This is a genomic window from Streptococcus sobrinus DSM 20742 = ATCC 33478 (assembly GCF_000686605.1).
Classification (GTDB): Bacteria; Bacillota; Bacilli; order Lactobacillales; family Streptococcaceae; genus Streptococcus; species Streptococcus sobrinus.
Genome location: NZ_JMLC01000020.1, coordinates 1 through 14,734, shown reverse-complemented (window position 1 = coordinate 14,734; position 14,734 = coordinate 1). Strand labels below are relative to the sequence as shown.

Annotated in this window: 20 protein-coding genes and 2 tRNA genes; 5 read left to right on the top strand and 17 right to left on the bottom strand. The window is 43.6% G+C overall.

Annotation, left to right across the window (positions count from 1 at the left end):
• Positions 1-284: 284 nt before the first annotated feature.
• The 6 genes from purR to rsgA form a co-directional block, all read right to left on the bottom strand.
• Positions 285-1,100 (bottom strand): pur operon repressor, encoded by an 816-nt coding sequence (gene purR / locus BS63_RS0107350; protein ID WP_002960937.1) that lies wholly within the window; start codon positions 1,098-1,100, stop codon positions 285-287.
• A 94-nt stretch (positions 1,101-1,194) separates the two neighbouring features.
• Positions 1,195-2,133, bottom strand: coding sequence for a 3'-5' exoribonuclease YhaM family protein (locus BS63_RS0107345; protein ID WP_002960936.1), 939 nt, complete (start codon positions 2,131-2,133; stop codon positions 1,195-1,197).
• Positions 2,123-3,400: a DNA recombination protein RmuC gene (locus BS63_RS0107340; RefSeq protein WP_002960935.1), complete on the bottom strand. Its 1,278-nt coding sequence runs from the start codon at positions 3,398-3,400 to the stop codon at positions 2,123-2,125. The genes BS63_RS0107345 and BS63_RS0107340 overlap by 11 nt, the downstream gene beginning before the upstream one ends.
• On the bottom strand, positions 3,397-4,032 hold the full coding sequence (locus tag BS63_RS0107335) for a thiamine diphosphokinase (protein WP_002960934.1): 636 nt from the start codon (positions 4,030-4,032) through the stop codon (positions 3,397-3,399). The genes BS63_RS0107340 and BS63_RS0107335 overlap by 4 nt, the downstream gene beginning before the upstream one ends.
• Positions 4,025-4,684, bottom strand: a complete 660-nt coding sequence (gene rpe, locus BS63_RS0107330) for a ribulose-phosphate 3-epimerase (RefSeq protein ID WP_019768579.1) — start codon at positions 4,682-4,684, stop codon at positions 4,025-4,027. Before rpe ends, BS63_RS0107335 begins: the two co-directional genes overlap by 8 nt.
• Before the next feature lie 12 nt (positions 4,685-4,696).
• The gene (rsgA, locus tag BS63_RS0107325) at positions 4,697-5,569 is read right to left on the bottom strand and encodes a ribosome small subunit-dependent GTPase A (protein WP_002960932.1); all 873 of its coding nucleotides are present in this window, start codon (positions 5,567-5,569) and stop codon (positions 4,697-4,699) included.
• 305 nt (positions 5,570-5,874) lie between these two features.
• Here rsgA and BS63_RS0107320 point away from each other — a divergent pair.
• Positions 5,875-5,957, top strand: a tRNA-Leu gene (locus BS63_RS0107320).
• Between the two features lie 108 nt (positions 5,958-6,065).
• Positions 6,066-6,156 (top strand) — tRNA-Ser (locus BS63_RS0107315).
• A 39-nt stretch (positions 6,157-6,195) separates the two neighbouring features.
• On the opposite strand, the gene BS63_RS0107310 is transcribed toward BS63_RS0107315, so the two are convergent.
• Genes BS63_RS0107310 through BS63_RS0107300 form a run of 3 tightly spaced genes read right to left on the bottom strand, consistent with a single transcriptional unit; the run spans position 6,196 to position 8,180 of the window.
• A complete protein-coding gene (locus BS63_RS0107310) occupies positions 6,196-6,600 on the bottom strand; it encodes a hypothetical protein (protein ID WP_028798520.1) in 405 nt (134 codons plus the stop codon).
• 36 nt (positions 6,601-6,636) lie between these two features.
• Positions 6,637-7,512, bottom strand: coding sequence for a 16S rRNA (adenine(1518)-N(6)/adenine(1519)-N(6))-dimethyltransferase RsmA (gene rsmA, locus BS63_RS0107305; RefSeq protein WP_002960930.1), 876 nt, complete (start codon positions 7,510-7,512; stop codon positions 6,637-6,639).
• 53 nt (positions 7,513-7,565) lie between these two features.
• Positions 7,566-8,180 carry a nitroreductase family protein gene (locus tag BS63_RS0107300; RefSeq protein ID WP_002960929.1) on the bottom strand — a complete coding sequence of 205 codons (615 nt, stop codon included), beginning with the start codon at positions 8,178-8,180 and terminating at the stop codon, positions 7,566-7,568.
• 98 nt (positions 8,181-8,278) lie between these two features.
• Between BS63_RS0107300 and BS63_RS0107295 the strand changes: the two genes are divergently transcribed.
• Complete coding sequence (locus BS63_RS0107295; protein WP_002960928.1) at positions 8,279-8,575, top strand: winged helix-turn-helix transcriptional regulator; 297 nt, start codon at positions 8,279-8,281, stop codon at positions 8,573-8,575.
• 86 nt (positions 8,576-8,661) lie between these two features.
• Here BS63_RS0107295 and BS63_RS0107290 read toward each other — a convergent pair whose 3' ends face one another.
• Positions 8,662-9,180 carry a methyltransferase family protein gene (locus BS63_RS0107290; RefSeq protein WP_002960927.1) on the bottom strand — a complete coding sequence of 173 codons (519 nt, stop codon included), beginning with the start codon at positions 9,178-9,180 and terminating at the stop codon, positions 8,662-8,664.
• A 21-nt stretch (positions 9,181-9,201) separates the two neighbouring features.
• On the bottom strand, positions 9,202-9,729 hold the full coding sequence (locus tag BS63_RS0107285) for a DUF1697 domain-containing protein (protein WP_002960925.1): 528 nt from the start codon (positions 9,727-9,729) through the stop codon (positions 9,202-9,204).
• A gap of 121 nt (positions 9,730-9,850) precedes the next feature.
• Between BS63_RS0107285 and BS63_RS0107280 the strand changes: the two genes are divergently transcribed.
• Entirely contained in the window at positions 9,851-10,129 is a 279-nt protein-coding gene (locus BS63_RS0107280; RefSeq protein WP_002960924.1) for a putative quinol monooxygenase, read from the top strand.
• 132 nt (positions 10,130-10,261) lie between these two features.
• Here the strand turns inward: BS63_RS0107280 and BS63_RS0107275 are convergent, their stop codons facing one another.
• The 6 genes from BS63_RS0107275 to BS63_RS0107250 all read right to left on the bottom strand — a co-directional run bounded on the left by BS63_RS0107275 (position 10,262) and on the right by BS63_RS0107250 (position 14,269).
• Positions 10,262-10,882, bottom strand: coding sequence for a DJ-1/PfpI family protein (locus BS63_RS0107275; RefSeq protein WP_002960923.1), 621 nt, complete (start codon positions 10,880-10,882; stop codon positions 10,262-10,264).
• 65 nt (positions 10,883-10,947) lie between these two features.
• Positions 10,948-11,331, bottom strand: coding sequence for a DUF2513 domain-containing protein (locus tag BS63_RS0107270; protein WP_002960921.1), 384 nt, complete (start codon positions 11,329-11,331; stop codon positions 10,948-10,950).
• 67 nt (positions 11,332-11,398) lie between these two features.
• A complete protein-coding gene (locus tag BS63_RS0107265; RefSeq protein ID WP_002960919.1) occupies positions 11,399-12,178 on the bottom strand; it encodes an abortive infection family protein in 780 nt (259 codons plus the stop codon).
• Positions 12,175-12,747 (bottom strand): ribonuclease M5, encoded by a 573-nt coding sequence (gene rnmV, locus BS63_RS0107260; protein ID WP_028798518.1) that lies wholly within the window; start codon positions 12,745-12,747, stop codon positions 12,175-12,177. The genes BS63_RS0107265 and rnmV overlap by 4 nt, the downstream gene beginning before the upstream one ends.
• The gene (locus tag BS63_RS0107255; protein WP_019785297.1) at positions 12,740-13,510 is read right to left on the bottom strand and encodes a TatD family hydrolase; all 771 of its coding nucleotides are present in this window, start codon (positions 13,508-13,510) and stop codon (positions 12,740-12,742) included. The genes rnmV and BS63_RS0107255 overlap by 8 nt, the downstream gene beginning before the upstream one ends.
• A gap of 414 nt (positions 13,511-13,924) precedes the next feature.
• Positions 13,925-14,269 (bottom strand): winged helix-turn-helix transcriptional regulator, encoded by a 345-nt coding sequence (locus BS63_RS0107250; RefSeq protein WP_002960915.1) that lies wholly within the window; start codon positions 14,267-14,269, stop codon positions 13,925-13,927.
• 235 nt (positions 14,270-14,504) lie between these two features.
• On the opposite strand from BS63_RS0107250, the gene BS63_RS0107245 reads away from it, so the two are divergent.
• On the top strand, positions 14,505-14,734 hold a 230-nt coding region (locus tag BS63_RS0107245; protein WP_032798589.1), incomplete at its 3' end, for a transposase family protein.

The window sequence follows — 14,734 nt, the reverse complement described above, 5'->3', positions numbered from 1 at the left end:
ATTAGCCTTGATATCCAATAAAATCAAAAGTTCCCAAGGGAAGAAGCTGTGTTAATCAAAAATTTTTTAACTATCAGAAAGTCAGCAACTAGGGCCATCTGATTAGTTTCTTCACTGGCCTGATAAAATTGGCCAAAGCGACCAAGTTTATCGAGCCTTGCACTGCTGCAGGCAGGATTAGGGTAGAGCGAGACCAACGATTGAGGCTTCTTTTATTTTCAAGGGACTGAGTTTTCTGGCTTACAAAAGAAAAACCAGTCTGACTACAATCAGACTAGTTCCTTTTATCGAAAGATATTTCCCAATTCTACCTTGACTAGGTTATTTTTGACATCAATCTCAGAGACGGTCAGGAGGGACTTGTAATCAAAGAGGTGTTCCCGTTCTTTTTGGGCATTCTCGGCGAAGACGGCAACTCCCACCAGTTCACTTTCAAACTCCTTGAGGAGACTAATCATCCCGCTGATGGTTCCTCCTCCTTTGAGGAAGTCATCGACAATTAAAACGCGACTGTTGGGCTTGAGGCTACGTTTCGAGAGGAACATTTTTTCAATCCGGTCACTCGAACCGCTGACATAATTAACGGAAACGGTTGAGCCTTCGGTAATTTTCAAATCCCGCCGGACGATAACAAAGGGAACATTGAGGACATTAGCCACAGCATTAGCCAAGGGAACCCCCTTAGTGGCTACGGTCATGACGGCATCAACTTTTTGACCTGCAAAACTGCTGGCAATAATCCGACCCACGCTCTGTAAGATGCTAGGGGTGCTGAGGAGGTCGGACAGATAGATATAGCCACCTGGCAAAATCCGATCGCTTTCAGACAGTCGTTGACAGAGTTCCTCAACAATCGCCTTAGCCTCCTCAGAAGAAATACTTGGAGTAAAAATCACGCCACCGCTGGCACCTGTGACCGTTTCAATATGGCCGATGTCACTATTTTCAAAAGCCCGCTTGATAATAGCAATATCTTCTGAGATGGAAGACTTGGCAGCTTCATATTTTTCGGCGAAAGTATTAAGGCTGGTCAAACTGTAAGGATTATTGATGAGGTAGTTAGAAATAACCACCATCCGTTCACTTCTTCTTAATTTCATTCTTTCCCCATTTCTTATTGTTTTGTTAATATTGTATCATAATACCAGCAAAAAACGAACATTTACGCCGTAAATATTCGTTTTATTCTTTATTTTATAATTTTGGTTTGTAGAAGGAGCGATTTTCCAAGGCGAAGACCCGACTGGTCATCTCACCCTCTTCGACCTGAGCCAGAGCTGTTGTCATCATCATCATTTCAGCATCAATATTATCAATCATATGAATGATTTCAGCTTCCATAATCCGAGGCCGAACAGGACTGCCGTATTCTAGCTGGCCGTGGTGGCTGAGGACGACGTGGCGGAGGATGGTGACATCCTCTCGGTCATCTTCAATCCCCAGCTCAATAATGGCCTTGGTGATTTCTTCATTAACCAAGGCGATGTGACCGATGAGATTGCCCCGAACGGTGTACTCTGTCCCATCAACTCCAGAGAGCTCGATACACTTGGCCAAATCATGAAGCATGATACCAGCAAAGAGCAGGCTCTTATTGAGGTTGGGATAAATGTCGCCGATGCTATCGGCCAGGCGAACCATGGTCGCTGTGTGGTAGGCAAGACCATTTTCAAAGGCGTGATGGTTAGTCTTGGCCGCTGGATAGGTAAAGAAGGCCTTGTCGAACTTGCGGTAGAGGGTGCGAACGATTCTTTGCCAGGTGGCATTTTCAATCTTAAACATCATACCCTCAAGGTAGTCGCGGATCTCGGTGATATCAACTGGGGATTTCTCACGAAAATCAGCTGGGTCGCTTGGTTCCCCTTCCTTAACATTACGCAAGGTAATTTGATTGACCTGAGGGGTGCCATTATAGACCTCCCGTCTGCCTTGCATGTGGACAACCTTTCCAGCTGTGAATTCTTGGACATTGTGGGGCTGGGCATCCCAGAGATTCCCTGAAATCTCCCCAGAGTCATCTTGGAAGGTCATGGCTAGGTAATCCTTGCCCGCCCGAGTCTTTCTTAGCTCGGCCTTCTTGATCAGATAGAAGCCTTCAAAAAGCTCATCTTTTTTCATTTGATTAATTTTCATGCGAGTCCTCGCCTTCTTCTACTTGAGGGATATTGAGTAAGGATTGGGTTCTAGAATCCTGATAAGCTTCAACCGTATCCAGAGTCCTAACAATGGCCTTGGTCCTAGTCGTCAAGAGGCTATCAACGGTTTTACTAGCTGTATTGAGCTGCTTTTGCGCCTTTGTCAACATGTTTCCAAACTTACCAAACTCAGTTTTGACATTGCCCAAAATTTTCGAAATATCGTCAGCATTCTTTTGCATATTGAGGGTCTTAAAGCCAACGGAGAGAGAATTGAGCAGGGCAGACAGGGTTGAAGGACCTGCCACGACAATGTTTTCTTCCCGTCTTAGGCCATCAAAGAAGGCCGAATTTCGGACCACTTCTGAATAGAGACCTTCTGTCGGCAGAAACATGATGCCAAAATTGGTGGTTTCTGGCGGCTTGAGGTATTTCTTTTGAATGTCCTTAGCGAAGCGTTTGATACTGGCCAGGAGCGACTTGCGATAGGTCTCAATTTGTTGGCTGTCGCTGGATTCGTAGGCCTCTTCCAGACGATAGTAGTCTTCCAAGGGGAACTTGGAGTCGATGGGCAGGTAGACATAGTCACCATTGTGGTTGCCGGGCAGCTTGATGGCGTATTCGACCCGATCGCTGGAGCCCTTGACCGTGGCAAATTCCCGCTCATACTGGCTGTCGGTCATGATATCTTCAATGATTTGTCCCAGTTGCAACTCGCCCATAATCCCACGAGTTTTGGTATTGGACAGCACCTTGTTGAGGGTGCCAACATCTTGGGCCACTGTTTTCATTTGTCCCAGACCCTGGTTAACGGATTCCAATTGTTTGGAGACCGTAGCAAAGGAGGCCTGCAGGCGGCTTTGAAGAGTCTGCTCCAGCTTTTCTTCCACGGTCGCTCGCATTTGGTCCAGCCGTTTTTCGTTGGATTCCTGCATTTCCTTGACTGCCTTGGTCAAGCTCTGGTTGATTAATTCTAGTCGCTGGTCCGAGCGGTCCCGATTATCGCTGAGATTTTTATGGAGGACATCTCGAATATCAGCTAGCTGTTGGTAGGTTTCCGTCTTTTGCCGACTCAACTCCTGATTGAGGGCCAAAACCTGGTCCTTCTTGGCCAAATCCAACTGATAGGAGACCTGTTCAGACAGGTTATCAGCATTGTCATCCAGCTTCTTGGCCAGCTGATTCTGGAGATCAGTCAGCTTGATGACCAGATAAAGAGAGAGACCTAGACTAGCTAGGCCAATTAGCATTACAATTAGGCTCATGTTTTATCCTTACTTTGAATGACAATAAGATAGCCCTCATCCAGGCTAACCTCTATTGCTTGATGGCTAAATTCATTGCTAGAATAGATCTTCTTTTGGAAATAATTGCCCGGGGTCAACTCGTATTTAGCACCCGTGATGGTTAGTGGGGCAATAGCTTCTGTCATAAAGGAGACATAGGCCATCCTTTCAACTGGAAAAATCTGATGCCGACCCGCCGGTAGATAGCTGATGACATTCTGCTCATCCACTAGGCTAATTTGCCCCATAAAAGGAGCAATTCCAGGGTCGCTAGGCAGGAAGATATTGCTGAGGGCGTGGTCCAGGCGACCACCAAAGGCTCCATAGATGGTCAGCTGGGCTTGGGGATACTGCCGCAAGACCGTCTTGACCGCCAGCTCGGTATCCGTGTCATCCTTCTGGCTGGGTGCCTGAATTAAACGACTGGCCTGCTGACGAATCTGCTTTAATTCTTCTGCCGTTACCGAATCAAAATCACCAATGGCTAAATCCAAGGGAAGCTCCTGGTCCAAAAGCCAGAGACAGGCACGGTCAATACCGACATAGAGGTCAAAGCCCTCAGGTACCTGACTTCTGCAGCCACCAGACAAGAGAGCAATCTTCTTAGGCATCCAAGGCATCCCGCAAGGTTTGAACCTGACTGGTCAAATCGCTAGCCTTAAAGAGATAGGAACCGGCAACAAAGACATTAGCTCCAGCTTCCTGACAGGCCTTGATGGTCTTGTCATCAACCCCGCCATCAACCTCAATGTCAAAAGCATAGCCACCCTCTTCTCGCCAGGTTGCCACCTGTTTGACCTTGTCCAGCATCTCCGGAATAAAAGCCTGACCACCAAAACCAGGATTAACGGTCATAATCAGCACCTGATCAACTAGACTAAGGACTGGCTCCAGAGCTGAAACCGGCGTCCCTGGATTGATAACAACACCAGCCTTGAGGCCAGCCTTTTTAATCTTTTGTAGGGCTCCATGAATATGCTTGGTGGCTTCGACATGGATGGTCATAATGTCAGCCCCAGCCTGGGCAAAAGCATCCACATAACGTTCGGGTTCAACCACCATCAGGTGACAGTCGAAGACCAGCTTGCTGTGTTTCCGCAGGCTGGCAACGACATCAGCCCCGAAGCTGATGTTGGGAACGAACTGGCCATCCATAATATCAATATGAACGTAGTCGGCACTGGTTTCATCAATCCGTTTAAGTTCTTGGGCGAAATTAGCGTAATCAGCAGCTAGAATTGAGGGAGCAATTTTATTGACCATAGAAGCATAATCCTACTTTCTTTTGATGACTTTCTTATAGGTTTCTCGACGATTTTCAATCTCACTAAGGAAGACCAGGTAATCATCGTAACGACTGGCCCAAATCTGATTAGACTCTAGGGCAGCCTTGACCGCACAACCCGGTTCATGGGTATGGGTACAGGAGCGGAACTTGCAGTCCTGACTGATCCTTTTGAGTTCAGGAAAGGCCTGATTGAGTTGGGCACTATCTGACACCTCATAATCAATGGAAGAAAATCCCGGTGTGTCGGCAATTTTGCCCCCATGGACCTTATAGAAGCTGACAGCTCGAGTCGTGTGCCGGCCCCGGCCCAAACTATCGGAAATGCTATTGGTCTCCAGTTCAAGCTCGGGAGCAATTTTATTGAGCAGGGTTGATTTTCCTACGCCAGTTTGGCCCATAAAGACCGTGACTTGGCCTTTTAACTTGGGCAGGAGCTGATCCAAGGACCAGAAAAATTCATAACCGATAGCCTGATAGTGCTGGCCAATTTTCTTCAGCTGAGCGTCGTCTGCGAGGAGGTCCATTTTAGAAATATAGATCAAGGGTTTAATCTGCTTATGCTCGAGGAGCACCAAGAAGCGATCCAACAGATTACTATTAAAATCAGGCTCCTTGGCCGACATGATAACCACTGCCTGATCGATATTAACAATGGGAGGGCGGACTAGGCTATTTTTTCGCTCATGAATTTTTAAAATATAGCCTTCAGAATTTTCTTCGGCTGAAAAGTCAACCCAATCACCAACATAGGGAGTTTGGCCCTTCTTGCGGAAATTTCCCCGAGCCCTGGTCTGAAAAATTTGGCCATCAGCTTCCACATAATAAAAGCCCGCTAAAGCCTTAATAATTCTACCTTGCAAATGAACTCCTTTGTGAATTTTATGGGCTTATTATACCATAAAAGCAAGGGCCAGATGTGACTAAACTTTATTTGTCAAGGATTGAACCTGACTTTTTGCTAATTAAGCTGGGTAAGGCTCTAATTCAAGGAAATAAGAGCCTGGTTCTCCAATGTTCCAGTCCTGTCTGGAAAAAATCGAGATAAATTAAAAGATTACTTTAAAAAATTTCAAGCTAGAAGATTACCTGCTCACTAAATCTGCCATATTATTGTCGCCAACTTAATCTTGCAATTTTCAGAAAATCCGCTATAATGGTCTTATATGCGGAGGTGGTGGAACGGCAGACACGCATGCTTCAGGCGCATGTGCCCGTACGGGTGTGAGGGTTCAAATCCCTTCCTCCGCATTATGACATCGAAGCTGATGTCTTTTATTTTTACTTAATGAAAATCAGCACTAGCCTATGGCAAAACGAATTGATGAAGACTAAGGTTGTTTTTCAAAGAGGCTTTTTGGAAAGGTGGCCCAGCTTGGTACGGCACCGGACTCGAAATCCGGCAAGTGGACTTTACGTTCACGCGCGGGTTCAAATCCCGTCCTTTCCTTAGAATGACAAAAGCCAGCCCGCTTGGGTTGGCTTTTTGTTATGTAGTTTGCTTTGACAAGAGAAGGAGCCAGAGACTAAGCAGAAAGGTTAGCGCTGTAAGGCCTCCTGTGACATACTTTTCTAAAAAACTATGGCTGACGAAGAAGTTAAAGAGGGTCGTTATCCCAAGAAGCAATGTTGCTATTTTGACAAAAATGGCACTCTTTTTATCAAAATTGCCTGCGCTCATCACTCTGCCGTAGACAAGATAGGCATAAGCGAAGGTTGACCAAAGCAGCAATAGGATTAGATTGGCTGGCCTTAACCAAATAGGAAAGACTGTGTAAATTCCACCGAAAAACAATTTGCCGAGCGGAGCCCCAAATAAAATGAGCAGATGCAGTATGGCTTGAGAAAACCAGACTAGGGCACAAACAAAGGATAAAATTTTTCGTCTTGTCATTAGACTCTCCTTTCTGACCATTACTGAGGTTGATGCCTATTTCACGCCCGCATCCAAGAGGGCGTCAGCTAAACGGCCAAAGTCCTGAATGGAGAGGGCTTCGCCACGGATATTCGGTTTCAGCTCTGCCATTTCAAGGGCAGCTTGGAGTTTGGATTTGGTTGCTTCTTCCTTACCGAAGCGATTAGTCAGATTATTCCAGAGGGTCTTGCGGCGATGGACAAAGCTGGCCTTGGCCACATCAAAGAAGAAATCCTCATCCTGGACGGCAATCAGAGGAGCCGGACGCTTGGTCATCTTGAGAATGGCGGAATCGACATTTGGGGCTGGGACAAAGACCGTGCGAGGCACGATAAAAGCCACCTTGGCGCTCATGTAGTACTGGACAGCGATGGATAGGCTGCCGTAGGCCTTGGTGTTAGGTTCCGCCGAAATGCGATCGGCCACCTCTTTTTGCATCATGACCACAAACTCCGCAAAAGGAATCTTGCTCTCAATCAGATGCATGAGAATGGGCGTAGTGATATAGTAGGGCAGGTTGGCTACTACCTTGATGGGCAGGTTGGGATTGGCAAAATTCTTAATCTGGGTCTGCAAATCTGATTTGAGAATATCTTCATTGATGACGGTGACATTATCAAAATCCCGCAAAGTGTCTGCCAAAATCGGAATCAGGCGGTCATCAATTTCAAAAGCCATAACCTCAGCAGCCTGCTCCGCTAAAAACTCGGTCAAGGCTCCGATACCGGGGCCAATCTCAACAACATTGACATTTTGGTCAATCTCAGCCGTATCAACAATCTTCTGCAAAATATTGGTATCGGTCAGGAAATTCTGACCAAAGGATTTTTTAAAAGTGAACCCGTGCCGCTCCAAAATGGCCCGAGTCACACTGTAGTCTGCTATTTTCATACCTTGTATTATACCATAAAGATGGAGATAGGCTTGTCAGGTTGGGGCAGACTTTAATCAATAAATCTGGTAAAGTCTTTGACGGGACGTCTGGCATGGGGATACCCTGGTGTTAAGGCTTTTCCAACCGGCAACATTAGGATAGGTTCCCAATTCTCTGGAAGCTGGAGATAGGCCTTTATGGCTGTGAAATCAGCTCCTCGCATAGGAACACTATCATAACCAAAACTTCTCACCACATGCATAAGATTCATAGCAAAAAGACCAACGTCCAATCGAAGTCCTTCCAAGTCCTTATCCTCTGGATGAAGTTTAAAATAAGCCTCTATTCGGGATAATTTACCAGCAACTTCAGCCCTAGAGATGGCTCCTCGTTGAAGATGAAACTCTTGCCACCAATCTAAATCATAGGCCAATTTATCGCCAAAGACTAGAAAGACCGCTGAGGCATCTTTAACCTGAACCTGCCCTGCTGCTAATTGAGCTAAATGGGCCTGTTTTTCCTTGTTACGAACAACAACGACTCGCCAAGGCTGGAAATTGTTTCCCGACGGAGCCTGACTAGCGTGCTCCAAGATTGATTGTGCTAGGCTTCTAGGGAGAGTATCTCTAGGATTAAAGTGCCGAACCGAATGACGACCATCTAAAAAATCTAAAAAAGTTTCCATCTGATTTTCTCCTTGTCTTCTAAGATAAATTCATTATAATAGAGCCAAATACAAAAAAACAGTAGTCACTTTTTTGTGACTATCAGGAAGAGATGCTTATGCAAACAAGAAACAACTGGAACTGCGGTCTGACGAGAGTCATGGACAGCCTAGCAGGAAAGTGGAAACTACAAATCTTTTGGATCATTTCCCAGAAGCAGCCCGCCCGATTTAATCAATTAAAACGGGATGTTAAGGGGATTACAAAAACCATGTTAACTCGCTCCTTAGGTGATCTTATCAAAGAGGATTTTAAGACTTGGCCACTGCACACCCAGTATTCACTCAGCTCCAAAGGACAAGAGCTTCTAAGACTCATGATAGTCTTAAATGACTGGGGCAGGGAAAATTTATAAGCTGAAGAGACAAGTACACTGACAAACTTTCAAGCACCTCCTGTCACGCTGTAGTCTGCGATTCTCATGTACAAATTCCTCTATTTTTAAAAATACCGTCTGACACCTTTCCTGTAGCTGTCATAAGCCTGACCAAACTGTTGCCTACACCACCTCTCCTCTGACAAAATAACCCAATGGCCGGATACCTGAAAAATAAGCGTCAACAGCCCAAAAATCAGAGATTGAGCCAGCAAAGACATTCCGATTAAAATCACGAAATAGGACAGGTAAATCGGGTTGCGGGAAAATTTATAAATACCCTTTTGGTTAAAGCCTGCTTGATCAGGGAAGGCAAAGTGAACCATGGTAACAGCACACAAAATCAACCCCAAGATATAACTAAAAAGTCCTAGATAAAAGCAGACAGAACCGTCACTTTTGATTGGTAACAGCAGGGACATCACAGCAAGAGCCAGAGTCGCCAGCTGATAAACGATATAGGCAATTCGCTCATTTCCCTTGACAGGTGCAAAATGAGCAGCTCGCTTCAAAGCCTTTTTATTCACAAAAGAAAGCAGACCAAACCGAACCCCAATAAAAGGCAAGAACAAAATAGTTAACATATTTATTCTCCTTTAATCTAGCTACATCTCACTGAGTTTGCTTGTCACACTCAATTTGCGCATAGTAGCTCTGATACCCAATTTCTTTTCTAAAAAATTGGTATTGAGGCGTTTTTTCTTGGCTTCTCGTGGTAAATATAAATAAAGGCATTCGCTGCCAACCACAAAGGCTTCATCACCAAAATCTGTTTCTGTCAAATCTGCTAAAGTTTCTTTAGACCAATCATCATTGGTAAAAACAAGGTGGATACGTGACGCATCATAAGTCGCATCAAAAGGATCCTCCTGAGCAGCTATCGTCAACTGTTCTGGTAATTTGATAATCACAGACAAGTCAGCACCAAGCTGCTTTAAAATTGTATCATGAACTAATCTTTTGATAGCCTCATCGGACAAGTCTGTATTCAAGATAATATTACCACTTTGAATATAGGTTTTAACTGATAAGAAACCGACAGCCTCTAAGATTTCTACTAAGTCAGACATTTTCGGAATTCGATTTTTCCCCGTCGGTGTAACACCACGAAGTAAGATAATTTTCTTGGCCATAGTATCATCAACCTCTTTTCTCCCCTATTCTACCATACCCCTATTCAAAAAATTACCCTCATTTGACAGCGACCCCAGAAAGGTATACAATCCTAGCCAGATTAAAGAATAGGAGAATCCCATGAAAACCATCAATGCTACCTTTTTCATTAAAGAAGAAAGTCGCCAAGACTTCCTCCATGCTTTCGCACCTCTGATTGCTTCCTCTAGGCAAGAAGCTGGCAACCGCGGCTACCAACTCTATCAATCCCTTGATGATTCTAATCAATTCTTGATTGTTGAGAAATGGCAGGATCAAGCAGCTATTGATAGCCACAACCAAACACCTGAATTTGTTCACTTCTTTGAACAGTTACCGGATTTCTCATCTGCTGAAGCCATCGTCTCAGTGATGGAATAATTGATTTGAGGCTAAACTAAAACGCTCATTGGAGCGTTTTTTATATTACTGTCTAAAATAGAGGCCTGTCATGAGGCTGACTTTTGGTAGGTAAGCAAAATCGTTTGCCACAGCCATCCTACATTCCTCCCCTTACTCCGATAGCGAAGCAAGGAGTTGGCCGTAATACTGGGGATCTCCTGTAGAAAAATAGCGATACCAAGCTTCAATCGTCGTTGCCGAATATAAATCCAGTTTTTCGATAATGTATTTGGCCCAGAGCAGGGGACCTGCTGAACTTGCCGTGATGAGATTGTTATCGCTGACTGCCAGATCATCTCGATAGTAGGCTTGTCCACTATAATTTTCACTCATACTGGATAAAAAGAAGGGAGCATTGCTGGTGTGAGGACGATTATTGAGTAAGCCCTTATCTACTAAGCCCAAGGTAGCCCCGCAAATAGCCGCAACCAGCTTGCCTGACTGCAGAAAATCTGCTGCCAAAGTCAGGACATTTTCTTGCTCCTCATCCAACCAAGTATCAGCACCGATGAGTACTAGAGCAGCTGCATCTTCCATAACCACTTCATCGAGGGTGACATCAGGAATAAGAGTCAGGCCACCCGACGTTTTAATCGCCTGCTTGGTCTTGCCAACCGTTTTTACAGTCAGCTGATGGGCAGCCGTCATGTTTTGTAAACTTAGGACTTGCAGGAGATAACCATGCTCCCAGTCAGCCATGGTGTCTAAGAGATAGAGATACATATATTTCATGAGGCCCTCCTTAACATATTAAGATGTAATTTCCTGGGTGATGCCTTAATAGTTTTCAAGTGTTTTTATATTCTTCCTTTACTTATCTCAGCAATGACATTTGCAGCCGTTTGAGATATAAAATCAAGGGTAAATATACCAACCTTTTCAGCACGTGATTTTGTTTCTCTCCAAACCTTAGGACTCCTGACAGAATTTAAAAACTGATGACCTTGATACGTTAATCCATTTACAAGGCCCATTTGAAATTGATTATTCCCATAGATAGGTTCCCAGTTCAAAAATTCAGCCTCTTCTAACTTATCACAATGGTAAACAATAACAGTTAAATCGTATTTTTGGGCTCTATTGAATTTATCAGACGAAGAAAACACAAACAGATTCTGTGGTTGATGTAACTCTTCAATATCTAACAATATATCTCGAGCAATTTCTGGATCAAATTTCATTATTTTTCTCCTTCATATTTTCGTACACTTCAACATTTTACTTAGATTGTTAAGGTATAACACTCACCTAAAAAGGTAAGTCCTCATCCTGCACTTTTTCAGATTTTGAAAATTTATTTTCATAAAAATTTATCAAGAATAATCCAACAGTTGCACAGGCATTAACAGCGAAATAAGCGTACAGTGGTTCGTCAATGAGATATTTATCAGAATCATGTCCATGAAATGAAGTTTTATCGCTCCGCAGATCTTCGATTGCTTTTGAAACTGTTGTAAGGGAACTTCCGATACTTTTCATTTCGTCAGGCATTTCTAAACTAGGATCAAGCTCAAACTTCTTTAAAATAGCTTTCACTAATTTCCCATTCGTTAAATTAGAAGTATTGATATCCAAAAATCTGTTATCCTTCAAAATTTCCTTCATGATACTCTCAAGAACTGAATTAGCATAACCAACTGACTCTGCAGGATCTTTTTCAATATTTTGAAAAGCCTTTTCAAAACTTACTGAAGCATTTTTATAGTCAGCCTTCAACTTATTTCTAAAAGTTGGGATTGACGGAATAAAATCCGGAGTTTCAAGTCCTAAATCAATAGCCATTTTGATTAATTTGTCAGGTATATCTATAGCAATATTTTCTAACGTTTTAGCTAAATTGATCTTATCCTTCTTATTTCCATCAGTAAAATAAGAAATATCAAAATCAGCATGTCCAAATCCATCATAAACTTCTTGATTCATTTTTATATATCGTTCAACTTTTTCGTAACTTTTAAATGTATTCCAAATTTCTTTTTCTACTTTTTCCAATAATTTCATTCTATAAACCGGTGAAATATCCATCATCTGCTGTTAAATCCTTCCATCACTTCTTCCACTTCCGCCAAGGTCAGCCCAAACAAGTCCAGTCGCTTGAGGAGCTGTTTGCCGTTGCAATAGCCGATACGGAGCTTTTCACCCAGATATTCGCGACGTTTTCGGCTATCAGAGCCCATGAGCAAGCCCAGCCGCATCAAATCAGATTTACTGATGTCAAAGTGATTCTCATCATCGTAGTGCCCCAGCACGCCAGACAGAGCTTTTTGCAAATCGTCAAAAGAAGCATGCTCAACACCGAGCGAGCGGCCTTTCGTTTTGGATTTTGGAGCCGCCTCGTCACGGTTAAGAAAAGCGTGCTTAGCAGTCGGCACAGCCTGCATAATGAGCTTACGGATGCGCTCACCATTGTAGTCAGGGTCGGTAAAGACGATGACCCCCCGCAGGTCATTGAGGTAGGCGATCCGCTCCAAGTCCTCGTCCGTGACGGCAGAACCCTTGGTTTCGTAGGTATCAACCTCATAAAAGCGTCTCAGATTGGCGGTATCGCTCTTACCCTCGACCACCAGAACTTCTTGAATTTTAATTTTTTCAGTCAAGGTTAAAAATCCTCATGGCATTTTCGGTAGTAGCGTCAGCCACTTCCTGGCTGGTCAAGCCACGCAGCTCCGCAATCTTGTCAACAACATATCGAGTATAGGCAGTCTTATTTTCCCGACCCCGCTTAGGAACAGGAGCCAGATAGGGAGCATCAGTCTCCACCAAAATCTTATCCAGGGGCAGACCTTGAGCAGCTTCTTGAACATCCAGAGCCTTTTTAAAGGTGACCACTCCCGAAAAGGAGATGGTCATGCCCAGGTCAACAAACTTCTGGGCCATGTATAGAGGACCCGAATAAGAGTGCATAATGCCGCCACGAGGGCCAATGCCAGCCTCCTTGATGACCTGATAGGTGTCCTCAAGGGCATCGCGGGTATGAACAACAAAGGGCAAGTCGTGATCCTTAGACAGCTGAATCTGCCGCTTAAAGACTTCAATCTGCACCTCTTTGGGGTCTTCCATCCAGTGGTAATCTAGACCGATTTCCCCCAGGGCAATGACCCGAGGATTAGCCAGATTTTGGACAATCATGTCTTCAACCTCTTGGTTGTAAGAACCAGCTTCAGTCGGGTGCCAACCGATAGTCGAATAGAGCTCAGGAAACTGGGCTGAGAGCTCCAAACTCCGCTTGATGGTGGATTGGTCAAAGCCGACAATATTCATCCTTGTCACGCCAAGCTCACGGGCTAGAGCAATCTCTTGCGCTTCTTGTCCGGCAAAATTTTCCACGTTTAGATGGGTGTGTGTATCAAAAATTTCCATCATTTCTCTTTTAGTTCCTCGTCTTTCCAAAAGATACCTAAATAGGCTTGGTTGAGCCATTTCTAATTTTTCATATTTCCTCAAACTTCCCCAAGTTTTCCCATGCTTTGGTTAATATGTGGTTAGTTTTTAGAGATTAATTTGGTTAAGTTTTTCCCTAACTTCATCATGTATGGTTTCAGTCACATGACTGTACATCCTCAAAGTAATTGATCCATCAACATAACCCACATACTCCATAATAGTTTTAATTGGAATACCTGCCTACTAAGGAGAGAACTAAATTTAATTCGTTTTTACTGATGTAATGCTCCTGAGCCTTCCTCAGTTTGTCATAATTGGCCTTTACTTTCGGAATAACAACATTTTTCGAGCCCTATCGGACTTTATTCTACAACAGACATATCACAAAGATTATTTTTTATGAAAATTGGTCATGGTTTGATATTGCTTTCCCCAGTCACATAAAGTTTTAAGGACCGGTTCAAGAGTCTGACCTATTTCAGTAAGGGAATATTCTACTTTTGGCGGAATCTCTGGATAAATGGTTCGCTGAATAATTCCCTTTTCCTCCAATTCTTTTAATTGGTCTGTTAATGTTTTAGTCGTTATGCTTCCTAACAAACGTCTTAGTTCATTAAAGCGTACTGTTTTCTTTTTATAAATATTCCAGAGTATTTTCAATTTCCACTTGCCGCTTAATATGTTCACACCAAGTTCCATGGGACAGGTATTTTCCAGCATGATGGATTTAGCCATTCTGTACACTTCCTTCATTGGCAGATATAGTAATTGATACTAGATATCAAAAATGTGCCTACTTGTTCTCAAACTTAGGACATGCTACCATTTCATTATAACAAAAGAAACTGGAGAGGAAAACGAATGATGATTATTGCCACGACAAACGCATGAAGAAAATAACGTTTTCAGATAATAGATTCATAAAAAAGAGTCCACCTCCGGAGTTATAATAGACTTAGGAGGTGTCTTTATGTCTGAGATTATAGAATTTCTTATCACTGTCCGTGATGAGCGTGACAATTGGAAGATCAAGCATAGCTTGGCTGATATTGTGCTGCTCATCTTCTTTGCCCGCCTTTCAGGTGCAGAATTCTGGGAAGAAATAGAGGATTTTGGAAATATCTATGAAACTTCCTTACGTAGTGTACTTACCTTGGAAAACGGTATTCCATCTCACGACACCCTGCAACGTGTTTTTGC

Coding starts and splice junctions, on each gene's coding strand:
- BS63_RS0107275 (WP_002960923.1), bottom strand. CDS start 10,882: ATGAAATATATGTATCTCTATCTCTTAGACACCATGGCTGACTGGGAG.
- rpe (WP_019768579.1), bottom strand. CDS start 4,684: ATGGTCAATAAAATTGCTCCCTCAATTCTAGCTGCTGATTACGCTAAT.
- BS63_RS0107280 (WP_002960924.1), top strand. CDS start 9,851: ATGAAAACCATCAATGCTACCTTTTTCATTAAAGAAGAAAGTCGCCAA.
- BS63_RS0107340 (WP_002960935.1), bottom strand. CDS start 3,400: ATGAGCCTAATTGTAATGCTAATTGGCCTAGCTAGTCTAGGTCTCTCT.
- BS63_RS0107310 (WP_028798520.1), bottom strand. CDS start 6,600: ATGACAAGACGAAAAATTTTATCCTTTGTTTGTGCCCTAGTCTGGTTT.
- BS63_RS0107290 (WP_002960927.1), bottom strand. CDS start 9,180: ATGTTAACTATTTTGTTCTTGCCTTTTATTGGGGTTCGGTTTGGTCTG.
- rsmA (WP_002960930.1), bottom strand. CDS start 7,512: ATGAAAATAGCAGACTACAGTGTGACTCGGGCCATTTTGGAGCGGCAC.
- purR (WP_002960937.1), bottom strand. CDS start 1,100: ATGAAATTAAGAAGAAGTGAACGGATGGTGGTTATTTCTAACTACCTC.
- BS63_RS0107285 (WP_002960925.1), bottom strand. CDS start 9,729: ATGGCCAAGAAAATTATCTTACTTCGTGGTGTTACACCGACGGGGAAA.
- BS63_RS0107255 (WP_019785297.1), bottom strand. CDS start 13,510: ATGGAAATTTTTGATACACACACCCATCTAAACGTGGAAAATTTTGCC.
- BS63_RS0107300 (WP_002960929.1), bottom strand. CDS start 8,180: ATGGAAACTTTTTTAGATTTTTTAGATGGTCGTCATTCGGTTCGGCAC.
- BS63_RS0107265 (WP_002960919.1), bottom strand. CDS start 12,178: ATGATGGATATTTCACCGGTTTATAGAATGAAATTATTGGAAAAAGTA.
- BS63_RS0107295 (WP_002960928.1), top strand. CDS start 8,279: ATGCAAACAAGAAACAACTGGAACTGCGGTCTGACGAGAGTCATGGAC.
- BS63_RS0107250 (WP_002960915.1), bottom strand. CDS start 14,269: ATGGCTAAATCCATCATGCTGGAAAATACCTGTCCCATGGAACTTGGT.
- BS63_RS0107345 (WP_002960936.1), bottom strand. CDS start 2,133: ATGAAAATTAATCAAATGAAAAAAGATGAGCTTTTTGAAGGCTTCTAT.
- BS63_RS0107335 (WP_002960934.1), bottom strand. CDS start 4,032: ATGCCTAAGAAGATTGCTCTCTTGTCTGGTGGCTGCAGAAGTCAGGTA.
- BS63_RS0107270 (WP_002960921.1), bottom strand. CDS start 11,331: ATGAAATTTGATCCAGAAATTGCTCGAGATATATTGTTAGATATTGAA.